This is a genomic window from Paenibacillus monticola (genome assembly GCF_009664975.1).
GTDB classification, from domain to species: domain Bacteria; phylum Bacillota; class Bacilli; order Paenibacillales; family Paenibacillaceae; genus Paenibacillus_AQ; species Paenibacillus_AQ monticola.
Genome location: NZ_WJXB01000001.1, coordinates 258,069 through 272,210 on the forward strand (window position 1 = coordinate 258,069; position 14,142 = coordinate 272,210).

Sequence of the window (14,142 nt, forward strand, 5' to 3'; positions counted from 1 at the left end):
CCTAAATAATATTGTGAAAAAGGGATGAAAAGCATGATTTCGCTTTTCATCCCTAATTTAATGGGGAGAAGGAAGTTATACGGTGAAAAAAAATAATTTTGGAATCTACTTATTGCTGGTTCTGCCCGCCACGATTCTTTTCTTTATCTTCCATACCATACCGGCAGTGATGGGGATATTTTATAGCTTTACGGATTGGAATGGACTTAAGCCTACTTATAAAATGGTCGGGTTTATAAACTACCTAAATGTATTTAAAGACAAGGATGTGTTGGACGCCTATTTATTTACGTTCAAATTCGCTATCTTAACGACGGTTATTGTGAATGTTGTAAGTTTATGCATAGCGCTGGCACTAAACAGCAATATCAAATTAAAAAACTTTTTTAAAGGGCTTTATTTTATGCCTTATATCTTAAGCATGTTGATTGTGGCCTATATTTTCAACTATTTCTTTGCAAACTTCTGGATCGATATTATGGGCTACCTGGGAATTGAGAAATGGATGGTCAATCCGCTTGGAAATGAGAAAGGCGCTTGGTTAGCCATTGTGTTCGTTACCGTATGGCAGTCTGCAGCGTTTAACACGGTATTATACCTGGCAGGACTACAAACCATTTCTGAAGATCTGTACGAAGCCTCGGCTCTGGATGGGGCCAATAAATGGAAAGAATTCTGGGGCATAACGTTTCCGATGATTGCTCCATTCTTCACTATAAATATGGTGCTCTCTTTGAAGGGGTTTCTGCAGGTCTTCGATCAGGTTCTTGCCCTGACGGGCGGCGGTCCCTTTGGAGTTACCCGTTCGATCGCGCTGTTGATATACAAGAATGGATTCTCGGGTAATGAATTTGCCTATCAATCGGCTAACGCTGTTATTTACTTTGTGGTCATTGTAGCGATTTCGTTAATCCAACTTCGTTATCTTCAGAAGAGGGAGATGAATTTATAATGCGTACAAAACGGACAAACTGGTTAGCCACTTGTTTTCTGATTGCTGGCTCCGTATTTTTGCTATTTCCCTTGTACATGACCTTTATGTTATCCATAAAAGACAATAAGGAAATTGCGGATAGCGTCCTTGCCTTTCCGAAAGTGTGGAGATGGGAGAATTTCATTACTGCTGCAGAAAAGGTGAATTACTGGCAAAAATTTAAGAATAGCTCCATCATTACCGTGCTAACGGTTACTTTTACACTATTCACTAATTCTTTTGTTGCCTATGCAATCAAGAAGAAATTTGATCATAAGTTTTTTAAAGGTTTGTATTTTTACTTTATAAGTGCAATGTTTGTTCCATTCCCGATTATCATGCTGCCTGTAGTGAAATTGACAGCCAGATTAGGCTTGGATAATTTGTATGGTCTTATCTTACTGTATATCGTTTATGGCTTGTCTTTTAATGTCCTTCTATATGTCGGATATTTAAGAAGCTTGCCTCAAGAACTGGATGAAGCAGCAATAGTGGATGGGGCTTCGGTATGGCAAACGTTCTGGAAGATTATATTTCCGTTGTTGGCGCCTATTAATGCTACAGTTGCCATTATTACAACGGTATGGGCATGGAACGACTTTTTGCTACCACTGATTATGCTGGATCAAGAGTCGCAAACAACTTTGCCACTGGCACAATTTATATTCCAGTCGAAATTTGGGCAGGACACGAACTTAGCGTTCGCTTCTTATTTAATGGCTATGGCCCCTTTGCTGATTGTCTATATACTAGCGCAAAAATGGATCATAAGTGGTGTTACACGGGGTGCGGTGAAATAACAACAAAAGATTTATTATCATATGACATTAAGGAGATTTCATTATGGCTATCTTTTATCATGAACAAGAGGGGTTGTTCCATCTTCAGTCGAGGGATATGAGCTACGTAATTCAAATGGCTCATGGTTACCCGGCACATGCGTACTGGGGAAAACGATTAAGCGAGCAGGGGGATTTGTCAGGACTGATTCAGCACGTAGAACGATGCTCCTTCATCCCTAATTCGGTGCCGGAGGACAATAGCATATCCTTGGATACCTTGCCTCAGGAATACCCGCAATATGGAACGGGTGACTTCCGAACTCCGGCTTATCAGGTTCAGCTAAACGACGGTACGCGGGTGACCGAGCTGAGATACGTAGCTCACCGCATACTTAAAGGGAAGCAGCCGCTCGCAGGGTTGCCAGCGGTCTATGCAGAAGACGGAGATGAGGTGCAGACGCTTGAACTAGAGCTGAGTGATGACAACTCTGGACTTACCGTTGTTTTAAGCTACACGATATTCGAGACATTTAACGCTATTGCTAGATCCGTGAACTTCATCAACCGCGGCAAGGAAGCCTGTCGTCTCTTGAGAGCATTAAGCGCCAGCGTAGATTTTCAGGATGCGGATTTCGAATGGTTATGCTTGCACGGTTCGTGGACTAGAGAGCGCCATATTGAAAGACGAGCCATAGGGCATGGAGGAACATCTGCCGCGAGCCGCCGAGGCTCCAGCAGTCACCAAATGAATCCATTTATTGCGTTGCTCCGGCCGAATGCGGATGAGGATCAAGGCGATGTATACGGATTTAGCCTTGTGTACAGCGGTAACTTCGAAGCGGAGGCTCAGGTGGATCAATTCGATACGACAAGAGTATCCATCGGGATTAACGCTTTTGATTTCTCCTGGCTCCTGTTGTCTGGGGAGAGCTTTCAAACACCTGAAGCCATAATGGTATATTCATCGGAAGGCTTGGGCGGCATGTCGCGTACTTACCATAAGTTGTACCGGACCCGTCTATGCCGAGGGATCCACCGCGATCGAGAGCGTCCCATTCTGGTCAATAACTGGGAAGCGACTTACTTCGATTTTAACGCGGAGAAGATTGAAGCTATCGCAACAAGCGCCGCAGATCTTGGAATTGAACTCTTCGTCTTAGATGACGGCTGGTTTGGCAAACGGGATGATGATACCAGCTCCTTGGGAGATTGGATTGTAGATCACAACAAACTACCTAAGGGTCTAGCGGATCTGGCAGACCGGGTCAAACGTCAAGGACTGCAGTTCGGTCTTTGGTTCGAGCCGGAGATGATTTCTCCCGACAGCGACCTGTACCGGAAGCATCCGGACTGGTGTCTGCACGCTCCAGAACGGCGGCAGACGGAGGCTAGGAAACAACTGGTTCTGGATATGTCACGCCAAGATGTACGTGACTATCTGTTTGAACGTTTAAGCGGGATCCTCTCAGCGGCTCCTATTACGTACATCAAGTGGGACATGAATCGGAACATGACAGAGATCGGATCGGTATTGGCAAGCGCGGAACGGCAGTCTGAGACCGCACATCGGTATATACTTGGACTTTACGAGCTGCTGGAGCGGTTGACGGAAAGATTCCCGGAAATATTGTTTGAGAGCTGCTCTGGCGGAGGAGGTCGCTTCGATCCGGGGATGTTGTATTACATGCCGCAGACCTGGACGAGCGACGATACCGATGCGGTGGAGCGACTCAAGATTCAATATGGCACCAGCCTTGTGTATCCGATTAGTACGATGGGCGCCCATGTATCAGCAGTGCCGAACCATCAGGTAGGTCGGGTAACCCCACTTAAGACGCGTGGAGACGTAGCGATGTCAGGGAACCTTGGCTATGAGCTTGATTTGACTGTCTTTACCGAGGAAGAGAAAGTTGTTGTTCGGAGGCAGGTATCTGTATACAAGGATATACGGTCCCTGGTGCAGCAAGGTGATTTATATCGGTTAAGAAGTCCCTTTGAGGGCAGCGGAAATGAAACGGCGTGGATGTTTGTTTCCGAAGACCGCAGAGAAGCCTTGGTATGCTATTTCCAAGTGCTGGCGATTCCGAATGCTCCACTTAAACGGCTGGCTTTGAAAGGGCTCAATCCCGAATGGACCTACAGCTTTGAGGATTTGGGAATTCTCTACAGAGGAGATCGCCTCATGCAGTCAGGCCTCCACCTTCCCCAATTTCATCATGATTATGTAAGCCAATGCTGGAATGTGAAGGTCGTTCAGGAGTAAACGTGAGTAGTTACTCCAGGAACGACAGACCATACTTAAAGAAGGAATGCTGGCCTCGATGAGGCAGCATTCCTTCTTTAAGGTTAAAAATTTATTAGAATTTAACTGCTTTCAGAATATAACTGTTGGTTGCGCTGTCCATTTCAAAACTTAAATAGATAATAAAGCTATATATATAACCGGGTAACGTTACTTTGTAGCCTAAGGTAGCAAAGTAAGGGGATTTATCAGAGAAGTCCTTATTAAATTTCACATCACTAAGTGGTGCAATCTTTAAAAGACCCGCATATTTCGTCATTGTGGCAGTATCATCGGTTTGGCGATATGAGGCAACACTCCGGCTTAAATATTCCTTTGCATTTTTTTTGTACTCCATATTATAGTCACCGATATCATCAATCAGATATTTATCAACCAAAGTATCTAGACCGGCGTTTGATCCGGAGATTAGGGCATTTCCGTAAGCTTGGACAAAAGCCAACGCTACGGATTTGTTTTTTTCATTTTCACCCGAAGCATTTATATCAAAATTAGCAGGCAATGAGAGCACTCCGCTTGGAAGGTTGTTTTGCTGAGGTGCCGGAACATTCGTTGTTGGTGTAGGTGCTGTTGTTGCAGTTGGTGTTGATGTAGTTGTTGTAGTTGGCGAAGCGTCGTTGTAAGGTTCTCCGGCAGTATCACTGCCCGTGGTTGTAATTGCAACAGTTTTACTGCTGCCATTCCATAGAACTGTTGCATTCATTGCTTCACCGACTGCCTTGGCGGGAAGGTAGGTAGAACCATTGTAGACAAGAGGCGAGAGTTTATTTCCATTAGCATCTTTAGGAGTCCAGGAAGAGCCATTCACAGTAAACTTAATCGTACTATTAAGGTAAGCTTGTACTACAGAAACCCCGTTTGAAGCATAGACGCCAACGGCCCCGCATAATAATCCGGTAACCAAAATGGAAGAGACAAATACTTTTTTCGTAATATTCATAAAAATTAAATCCTCCTAAATCATCATGTGGTATTTTTTCCTATGTACTGCAAATCTCAATAATTCATTTATTTTCCTTTCTGTATAATTTATAGTGCATTGTTACTATCGACATCTATAATGTTATTCTTTAGGTATTTTTAATTTTATTAAATTCCCTGGAACAAGGGGAATAAATCGAGGAGGGGTTAAAGAGCAAATTGTGTTAAATATAAGAGACCTTTCGTTAGTTCACTGAACTGATGAAAGGCCTCTTTTTCTTCGTCATTGTACCCTTTCGGTATAAAGGTGGGATAGTTCTCATTTCAAATAGGTAAAGCTTCTTATCGGTACTTGTAGAACGCGGCAATAATCCTCAATGTTGGAGTTTGGGATTCTAGAAACTAATTTGAAAAATGAGAAAGAAAGCCTGTATGGTTTTGGCTCATAAAATAGGATGATAGGTATTAACCGAAGGGGGACGTTTGTTAGAGACCCTTAAGAGTAATGTTAGCCTTACGTGAAAGGAGACGAGTCCACTAGCAATTGTACGTTGATCGCGAGGGTGAGACAGAAATTGAAGGCTAAGCTCCCTGCTCAAGCAACAGCGGAAACCTTACTTCCCTATTCGGATGCAGCAGATGCGTCCAAATGGGCCCAGAGCAGCATTTCTGATTGTTTACAGTCAGGCATTGTGACCGGAAGAAATGAAAGTAACCTGGCACCTAAGGCTTTTATTACAAGAGCTGAAGTGGCTGCGATTGTACAAAGATTGTTGAAGAAATCAGAACTGATCTAATCCCCCTCATTGCCGAAAGCCTCTCTTAAGTTCAATGAACTTATGGGGGGCTTTTTTCTTTTTACGCTTGGTAGTAACATGTATGATAAGAATTGCCACAGAAGGGAAGAGGATTATGACCTACTCACAACGCTCAACCAGTGCATCGGCTGCATCCGACATCTCCTATCTTGAATATCAAATAAAGGCCACCCAAGAAGAAATAGACCAGACCAAAAGCGTAGCTGAAGGTTACGAGTCCATGCTGAATGCTCTGCAGACTTCTCCAGGCTACGACCCGGAGGTTCACTCTGAGGAGGAGGGACATCTGCTGGAACTACTGGCTGGGAAGCAGGCATGGATCGACGCAGCTAATAAAAGGATCACTGAATTAGAGACTGAACTGGACAAGCTTGATGAATAAGCAGCATATGAATGAAAAAGATTCTGGTGAACAACTAGCTACCTTTGCCGGAGGATGCTTTTGGTGTATGGTCAAGCCATTTGATGAACTGCCAGGCATTATCTCCATCATTTCAGGTTACACAGGTGGACATACGGTGAATCCAACTTATGAGGAGGTAGGCACGGAAACAACAGGGCATGTAGAGGCGGTTCAGATTACGTTTCAGCCGGATATTTTTCCTTATGATCGTTTGCTGGAGATCTATTGGCAGCAGATTGATCCTACTGATAACGGGGGACAATTTCTGGATCGGGGTTATTCCTACCGGACCGTGATATTTGTTCACAATGAGGAGCAACGGGTGAAAGCAGAGGTTTCCAAGCAAGCGCAGAAGGTCAGCAAGAGGTTCAAAGGTCCTATTGTGACAGAGATTATGCCGGCAGGACCATTTTATCCCGCTGAAGAGCTTCACCAGAATTACTATAAGACTCACCTTACGAATTACAAACTCTATCAGAAAGGTTCGGGGCGTGACGAGTTTACGGAGCAGGTCTGGAATAACAAAGAGGACAAGAAGCGACTGCGCGAACAGTTATCTGAGCTGCAATATGAAATCACCCAGAATAAGGGGATGGAGCCTGCTTTCCAGAATGAGTATTGGGATAACAAGCGGGAAGGTCTATATGTGGATGTGGTTAATGGAGATCCGTTGTTTAGTTCAAAAGATCAATTCGACTCTGGCACCGGATGGCCCAGTTTCACCAAGCCAATCGAGGAGGGTCTGATCCGCAAGGAAGCGGATTATAGCCAGGGTCAAGTGCGGACGGCTGTACGCAGCAGATTAAGCCAAGCTTATCTCGGACACGTATTCTACGATGGTCCAGAACCCACGAAGCTGCATTACCGAATTAACTCTGCCTCATTGCGGTTTATAGCGAAAGAAGAGCTGGAACAGAGAGGGCTCGGACGGTATCTGAAGCTATTTGATATTCCGATTAATAAAAAAATATCATTTGAGGAATAAGTATAAATATACATTCGTTTAAACAGATCAAATCATTTCGTGCTCAAGGGCAGAATGATTTGAATGTTTAAACGATTTTTCTAATATTCTATGCTCATTGAACAACTTTCTGAGGGTCGGAGTGCGGCGAACAACAGGTTAGGACAGCGCATCCATTGATACCTGCCATAAGTGCGCGGCTGCTTCGGGATCAAGGGCATAAGAAGCGACGCCGCTTTGAGTTCCAGTTACATTGGGTCCAGCCTCGTTACAATCCACGAAATATCGGCCACCAATACCATTGAGCAGAGGAGAAGTCGCGAGTAGCACAGAGGTAGCTGCTCCCTGTTGAGGTGTCCTCCATAGGAGGTTCAAACCGCTTGTTCGAGTCGCCTCCAACTGGGCGATCTGCTCAGCGGTGATTTGTAAGTTTTCAACCCCAGGAGTACGAATGGCACCGGGCATTAATGCGTTAACTGTTATACCATCATAGGCCCAGCGTTTTGAAGCTTCTACGGCGAATAGTACATTAGCCGTTTTGGATTGCCCGTAAGCAAGAAATGGATCGTAAGGACGACGCAGGAAATTTATATCGTCGAACATGACCGGTGACCGGAGATGGCCCGCAGAGCTAACCGACACGACACGAGCACCGCCTGCCGCCATCAAAGCATCATGCAGGCCATTAGCCAACGCGAAATGTCCCAGATGATTGGTCGCGAACTGAAGTTCCCAACCTTCAGGCGTTCGCATCTCGGGTGTTGCCATAACACCTGCGTTATTGATCAATATATCCAGCGGCCCATCCCACGAGGCCACAAACGAGGCCACTGATATCCGATCGATAAGATTTAACAATCCCACCTTAATGAGTGGGTTGCCGGTAGTTGCAGCAATATCTTCGGCGACGCGTTTGCCTGCGTCGAGGTTACGAACTGCCAGTGTTACTTGGGCACCGGCCTTGGCGAGGGCACGGGCCGTCTCAATTCCGATTCCAGAGGCTCCCCCGGTAACGATGGCTTTGCGGTTGGTGAGATCGATACCGGCTACAACATCGTTGGCAGTGGACGAGGCATCGAAAGGTGTGGTGATAAGTGTGGTTTCAGACATTTTGATTTCCTTCTTTCCTTTGGTCCGTGAACGTTTTCTTGAACGTTCTTAAGTATATTATTGCTCGAATCAGCGAACCGAAATAGTGGATTTCTGCTTATAACTTGCTCAAAGCTGCAAGAGGATGCGATACTTTGTTTTTAAAATGTACAAAAGGAAGGTAAAAAAATGCTGGAACAACAATTTGATTTCCGCACATCATCTGGAGAAAACAATCCCATTCATGCCATGGAATTGAATCGAATCTTAGGTATGACAGAGAAGATTATGCATACTGAGGGCCGAATGCAAACTATAATTCCTTTTTTTTCGGTTGCACGTTACAGTCACCAAATCCCAATGATTCCCGGTGTTTTGACTCCTTCTTTTTGTCTGATTCTACAAGGAACGAAGAAACTTCACCTTGGCCAAGATATTATTCATTATCATGCAGGCGATTACTTGGTATCTGTAATTGATCTCCCGGCATCCGCGCAAATTATTGGAGCTAATAAGCAGTCACCGTATATCGGTCTACGTATTGATTTTACGACGAAGGAAATCGCTTCTGTAGTGATGGAGGCTGGAATTAATGTTAAACCCAAAGATAAAAAGCTGAACACCGGAGCCTATGTTGGAAAATCGGATGCAGACCTTTTAGAATTATTTATCCGGTTACTGAAGTTAATCGATAAACCCCAAGAAGCTCACTTTCTATCTTCACTCATCAAACGCGAAATGATATTTCATTTGCTGATGGGAGAGTATGGGCACTTCTTTTTGCAGCAGGTGTTCATTGATCAGCAAGGCGACGGGATTGGTAAAGCCATCGAATGGATCAAACAAAACTACTCTCGCCCATTTACCGTTGAGGATCTCGCAAAATTAACCAATATGAGTGTCTCGGCACTGCATCACAAGTTCAAAGCAGTAACAACAATGGGGCCTTTACAGTATCAGAAGCAACTTCGCCTTCAAGAAGCAAGACGTCTCATGCTGAGCGGTTCATTGAATGTTACGACTGCTGCTTTGGAAGTTGGCTATGAAAATTCGTCGCAATTTAGCCGAGAATACCGGAGACTCTTTGGACAGTCCCCTTTTAAAGATATAAAAGCGTTGCAAAAAAATGTTGCAGTAGAAACATTAGAAAATAGTTAGCATCAATTAAATTAAGCAAACCTTCATAAGTCTTTCATACTAGCTTAAGCTAGGAGGTATATATTAAACACATAACCCCCTTATAATATAAACTTTGACCCTGCCGAACGTTGGTGGGGTCACTTTTTTTGTCCAAGCCTGCACAAGCATTCTAATCTAGATAAACAAATGATGTCGTAATAGTACACACTATTTGTCGTATATTCCTACTAAAAATTACCCTTGTGATGTGTTACCTTATAGATGGATGTCAGAATAATATATATTGGAGGTAAAGACTGGTGAGCATTAGAATAGGCAAGATCAGCTTTTGGCATGTCCATGCCTGGGATTACACCAAGCAAGCTCAAGAGCATGAAGATACAGTGATGACTGCAGTCTGGGATGAAGATAGTGAACGTGGGAAAAAGGCGGCTGAGAGCCTGAATGTTCCTTTTTATGATTCCCTCCAAGAAATGCTAGCCCAAGTGGATGCCGTGATTGTAGATGCACCTACCAACCGGCATAAAGAGGTAATCATTGCGGCCGCCAAAGTAGGCAAACATATCTTCACGGAAAAGGTTATAGCTGCAACATTGCAGGATGTGAATGATATTATGGCAGTTGTTGCGGAGAACCAGGTCAAGCTGACCGTCTCCTTACCTCGTTTAAATAATGGGTATACCTTAACTATTCAGGATATTTTAAATCAAGGTTTGCTTGGCCAAATCACTTACGTTAGAGTTCGCTTGTCTCATGATGGGGCGATCGCCGATTGGTTGCCCGCTCATTTCTATAATCTGGAACAATGCCAGGGAGGCGCTTTAATTGATCTGGGCTGTCACCCTATGTATCTGGCTAAACTCTTTTTAGGTCAAGCAGTAACGGGTGTAAGCGCCAACTTCGGCTATGTCACAGGTAAGGAAGTCGAAGATAATGCGGTTGTAACCTTGCATACGGACTCAGGGGCGATTGGCGTAGTGGAAGCGGGTTTTGTGAATAGTCATTCTCCATTTGCGATTGAGGTTCATGGAACCGAAGGTACGCTTTTATTCGGAACACCAGAGCCGAAGCTGCTGCTCAGAACTAAGCTAGTACCGGAGACAGCGGATGTCTGGACTGAACAATCTCTGCTAAGCAATCGGGAGAGCGCCTTTCATCAATGGGTCAGCCATATCCAGAACCATACATTAGCTGTTGATAATATTGAAACCGCTGTTGAGCTTACTCGATTAATGGAGGCAGCGAATATCTCGGCCACTGAAGGTCGGATGGTTCGGTTGGCCCTTGAGTAGATTTCCTTTCGAGGTCATGTTTGAGAAGCGGGATATTCTAGAAAGGTTGGATATTTCCATACTCTGGGGTCATTATGAGATCCGGGTGCTGAGATTCCATTTGACGTCTTTCCCGGCAGGCAGGAGCGTTGACTTCCATAATCATGCCGAGTTCGAATTTCATTTTATTCCACGAGGCAAGGGTAAGGTTATTCTTGATGGGCATATGTACCCCTTGTCTGAGGGAATGCTCTATTTGACGGGACCAGGCGTTGTACACTATCAGGAAGCTGACTCCGCAGAGTCCATGGACGAACTGTGCCTTCATGTCGATATTGCGGAAAAGCACCGGGAGAGCGTTGATCCTTGGGAGGTTGCTGAAGCAGATGAGGTCATTGGGAAACTTCGTGGACTGCCCTTGATTCCTGCACAAGACTATCATCAAGCTATGAAGTGCTTTTTGGAAGCGTATATCGCCTGTGACAGCAAGCTGATTGGATATTACACCTCTATTAAACAGCTGGTGATCAGTATTTTATTGAAGACTGCCAGAGCCTATGATACAGGTGGAATTCGTGCAGAAGCACCGGTCAGGGATATGTCAACTTATCGGTATGAGTATGCTTTGCAGTATATGGAGGCGAATCACTCGGCAGTGGTCACTATAGAGAATGTGGCGGAAAAGCTGCATATCAGCACTAGACAGCTGCAAAGAATTTTTAAACAGATCAATCCTGAACGACCGTTCAGCCGGGTGCTCGAGGACTTTCGCTTGCAGGCGGTATGCCACAGTCTGGAAGAGAACGCCTTCCCCCTTGAGCAAATTGCCGTATCAGCGGGGTTTACGAATGCGAATTACTTACATACTGTGTTTCGCAAGCGTCTGGGCATGACTCCAGCTACATTTCGCAACAAGCAGCAGCAAATAAAAAGTGAGGGTGAATTAAGATGAGCAAAGTATATCGTATAGGGATTATAGGCTGTGGCGGGATAGCAAACGGAAAGCATTTACCAAGTTTAAGCAAGCAGAAGAACGTTCAGCTTGTGGCGTTTTGCGACATTGTCGTGGAACGCGCTGAAGAAGCTGCGAAGAAGTATGGGGGCAATGAGGCCAGCATCTATGCAGATTATACAGAGCTGCTGCAGGATACTTCCATTGATATTGTGCATGTGCTTACGCCTAATATCTCCCACGCAGAGATTTCAATTGCTGCATTGGAAGCGGGTAAGCATGTCATGTGCGAAAAACCGATGGCTAAGAGCGCTGCTGAGGCCAAAAGTATGGTTGAGGCTGCGAAACGTACAGGGAAGAAGCTAACGATTGGCTACAATAACCGCTTTAGAGAAGACAGCTTGTATCTGAAGAAGCTTTGTGAGGCTGGCGAGCTGGGATCTATCTATTTTGCCAAGGCACATGCGATCAGACGAAGAGCCGTGCCGACGTGGGGAGTCTTTCTCGATGAGGATAAGCAAGGTGGCGGCCCGTTAATTGATATTGGCACTCATGCGCTGGATCTAACGTTGTGGATGATGGATAACTATCGGCCAAAGGTTGTTCTGGGCACTACCCATCACGAGCTTTCGCAAAAAGAGAACGCCGCCAACGCCTGGGGACCTTGGGACCCCAAACAATTTACCGTGGAGGATTCGGCCTTCGGGATGATTGTCATGGAGAATGGGGCGACCATTATGCTCGAATCCAGCTGGGCGCTTAATTCGCTTGATGTGGATGAAGCGAAATGCAGCTTAAGCGGGACTGCAGCAGGCGCTGATATGAAGAACGGACTGCGCATCAACGGAGAAGCACATAGTCGCTTATATACCAAAGAAATTGAACTTAGTGCGGGTGGCGTGGCCTTCTACGAGGGTCTCGAAGAAAGCGCCCCTGACATTGAGATGAGAAAATGGATTGAAGCTATAGAGCAGGACAAGGAACCTGTGGTAACTCCCGAACAGGCTTATGTCGTTTCGCAGATCTTGGAAGCCCTCTATGAATCTGCTCGCACAGGCAAGGCTGTTTATTTGAATGAATAGTAATCTTTCGATAATTAAGCCAATTTTCATAGTGCCTTCATACTAGGTTAAGCTAAGGGGTATATATTAAACACATAACCCCCTTATAATATATATCTGGACCCTGCCGAACGTTGGCAGGGTCACTTTTTTTGAAATATAAGAATTTATATGCTTCACGCAATAATTTATCCTTATATTTCTCGAAGAAGCGGGTGCCGCTCATAAAAGGACGGCGAAGCCGTTTCATCTTGTCTAGACTCTTACCCAAACGAGTAACCTCAGAGGGGCGTAAATAAAACACTTGCCTTAAAGTGCACTTTAAGGACTACAATGTGCTTGTGAGGCCGGAAACAGCAAATACAATTCTGAGAAACGAAAGAGAGGTTATAGATAATGGAAACTCGTAAACTGGGCAATAGTGAATTGATTGTTTCATCCATTGGTTTAGGTTTGATGGGAATGTCTCCAGGGCTGTATGGTGAGACTAATGACGAGCATTCCATCCATACGATTCACCGTGCTTTGGAATTAGGGGTTACCTTGTTGGATACTGCAGATGTATATGGAAATGGGCATAATGAAGAGTTACTGGGTCAAGCTTTGAAAGGTCGCCGCGACCAGGCTGTAATAGCTACGAAGTTTGCTTTCGGACCTAATTTCCAAGGGATTAATGGTCATCCGGACTATGTGCGGAAATCAGTGGATGACAGCCTACGTCGCTTAGGTTTAGAATATATAGATCTTTATTACCAGCGCCGGGTTGATCCTAATGTTCCTATTGAAGATACAGTAGGTGCAATGGCTGAACTGGTTGCTGCCGGAAAGGTTCGTTACTTAGGCTTGTCCGAAGCAGACGCCTCTACCATTCGCCGTGCCCATGCGATACATCCGATCTCTGCCTTGCAGACGGAATATTCGCTTTGGAGTCGAGACGTTGAGGATGACATACTGCCTGTTGTAAATGAACTGGGTATTACTTTTGTGGCGTACAGTCCATTAAGCCGAGGTTTTATTACGGGTGAGTTGCAAAAGTTTGAGGACTTCGCAGCGAATGACATTCGCCGGCATTTACCGCGCTTCCAAGGTGAGAACTTCCAGAGAAATGTGGAACTGGTAAACAAGATCCAAGATATGGCTGCAGAAAAAAACGCTACTGCTTCACAGCTAGCATTAGCTTGGGTCATGGCAAACGGTGCACTGCCCATTCCAGGAACAAAACGTGTGAAGTATTTGGAGGAAAATGCCGGAGCCGTTGAACTTAAATTAACTACTGAGGATTTAGCACGCTTAGAACTCGTTAATCCGAAAAATGCCGCGCATGGCGGTCGATATTAATAAAAGGGATATGTCATGAAAAATCACACAAATATTGACAAACCACTGAGGCGAGTATATATTCTACTCAGCGATAGTTAGTTTTTAGTCAACAGAATGTAGCTGAGAAATTAGGGAAAGAGCGTTTC

Annotated in this window: 13 protein-coding genes; 11 read left to right on the plus strand and 2 right to left on the minus strand. The window is 44.9% G+C overall.

Features of this window, described 5'->3' with window-relative positions; translation table 11 throughout:
- Positions 1–82: 82 nt before the first annotated feature.
- Genes GJB61_RS01145 through GJB61_RS01155 form a run of 3 tightly spaced genes read left to right on the plus strand, consistent with a single transcriptional unit; the run spans position 83 to position 4,018 of the window.
- Positions 83–952: a carbohydrate ABC transporter permease gene (locus GJB61_RS01145; RefSeq protein ID WP_338115632.1), complete on the plus strand. Its 870-nt coding sequence runs from the start codon at positions 83–85 to the stop codon at positions 950–952.
- Positions 952–1,773 (plus strand): carbohydrate ABC transporter permease, encoded by an 822-nt coding sequence (locus GJB61_RS01150; protein WP_154116323.1) that lies wholly within the window; start codon positions 952–954, stop codon positions 1,771–1,773. Before GJB61_RS01145 ends, GJB61_RS01150 begins: the two co-directional genes overlap by 1 nt.
- 43 nt (positions 1,774–1,816) lie before the next feature.
- Positions 1,817–4,018 (plus strand): alpha-galactosidase, encoded by a 2,202-nt coding sequence (locus GJB61_RS01155; protein WP_154116325.1) that lies wholly within the window; start codon positions 1,817–1,819, stop codon positions 4,016–4,018.
- Between the two features lie 94 nt (positions 4,019–4,112).
- On the opposite strand, the gene GJB61_RS01160 is transcribed toward GJB61_RS01155, so the two are convergent.
- Entirely contained in the window at positions 4,113–4,997 is an 885-nt protein-coding gene (locus tag GJB61_RS01160) for a stalk domain-containing protein (protein ID WP_154116327.1), read from the minus strand.
- Between the two features lie 556 nt (positions 4,998–5,553).
- Here GJB61_RS01160 and GJB61_RS01165 point away from each other — a divergent pair.
- From GJB61_RS01165 to msrA, 3 genes are all read left to right on the plus strand, one after another.
- Complete coding sequence (locus tag GJB61_RS01165; RefSeq protein ID WP_229521395.1) at positions 5,554–5,775, plus strand: S-layer homology domain-containing protein; 222 nt, start codon at positions 5,554–5,556, stop codon at positions 5,773–5,775.
- Between the two features lie 115 nt (positions 5,776–5,890).
- On the plus strand, positions 5,891–6,178 hold the full coding sequence (locus GJB61_RS01170; RefSeq protein WP_154116331.1) for a hypothetical protein: 288 nt from the start codon (positions 5,891–5,893) through the stop codon (positions 6,176–6,178).
- A gap of 7 nt (positions 6,179–6,185) precedes the next feature.
- Positions 6,186–7,184, plus strand: a complete 999-nt coding sequence (gene msrA / locus GJB61_RS01175; RefSeq protein ID WP_154117266.1) for a peptide-methionine (S)-S-oxide reductase MsrA — start codon at positions 6,186–6,188, stop codon at positions 7,182–7,184.
- Between the two features lie 138 nt (positions 7,185–7,322).
- On the opposite strand, the gene GJB61_RS01180 is transcribed toward msrA, so the two are convergent.
- Positions 7,323–8,273, minus strand: coding sequence for an SDR family NAD(P)-dependent oxidoreductase (locus GJB61_RS01180; RefSeq protein ID WP_154116333.1), 951 nt, complete (start codon positions 8,271–8,273; stop codon positions 7,323–7,325).
- A 168-nt stretch (positions 8,274–8,441) separates the two neighbouring features.
- On the opposite strand from GJB61_RS01180, the gene GJB61_RS01185 reads away from it, so the two are divergent.
- The 5 genes from GJB61_RS01185 (at position 8,442) to GJB61_RS01205 (ending at position 14,014) form a co-directional block, all read left to right on the plus strand.
- Positions 8,442–9,410, plus strand: coding sequence for an AraC family transcriptional regulator (locus GJB61_RS01185; protein ID WP_154116335.1), 969 nt, complete (start codon positions 8,442–8,444; stop codon positions 9,408–9,410).
- A 281-nt stretch (positions 9,411–9,691) separates the two neighbouring features.
- Positions 9,692–10,684 (plus strand): Gfo/Idh/MocA family protein, encoded by a 993-nt coding sequence (locus GJB61_RS01190; RefSeq protein WP_338115633.1) that lies wholly within the window; start codon positions 9,692–9,694, stop codon positions 10,682–10,684.
- A complete protein-coding gene (locus GJB61_RS01195) occupies positions 10,677–11,615 on the plus strand; it encodes an AraC family transcriptional regulator (RefSeq protein WP_229521397.1) in 939 nt (312 codons plus the stop codon). The genes GJB61_RS01190 and GJB61_RS01195 overlap by 8 nt, the downstream gene beginning before the upstream one ends.
- Entirely contained in the window at positions 11,612–12,697 is a 1,086-nt protein-coding gene (locus tag GJB61_RS01200) for a Gfo/Idh/MocA family protein (protein ID WP_154116337.1), read from the plus strand. The genes GJB61_RS01195 and GJB61_RS01200 overlap by 4 nt, the downstream gene beginning before the upstream one ends.
- A 375-nt stretch (positions 12,698–13,072) precedes the next feature.
- Entirely contained in the window at positions 13,073–14,014 is a 942-nt protein-coding gene (locus tag GJB61_RS01205) for an aldo/keto reductase (RefSeq protein ID WP_154116339.1), read from the plus strand.
- Positions 14,015–14,142 lie beyond the last annotated feature (128 nt).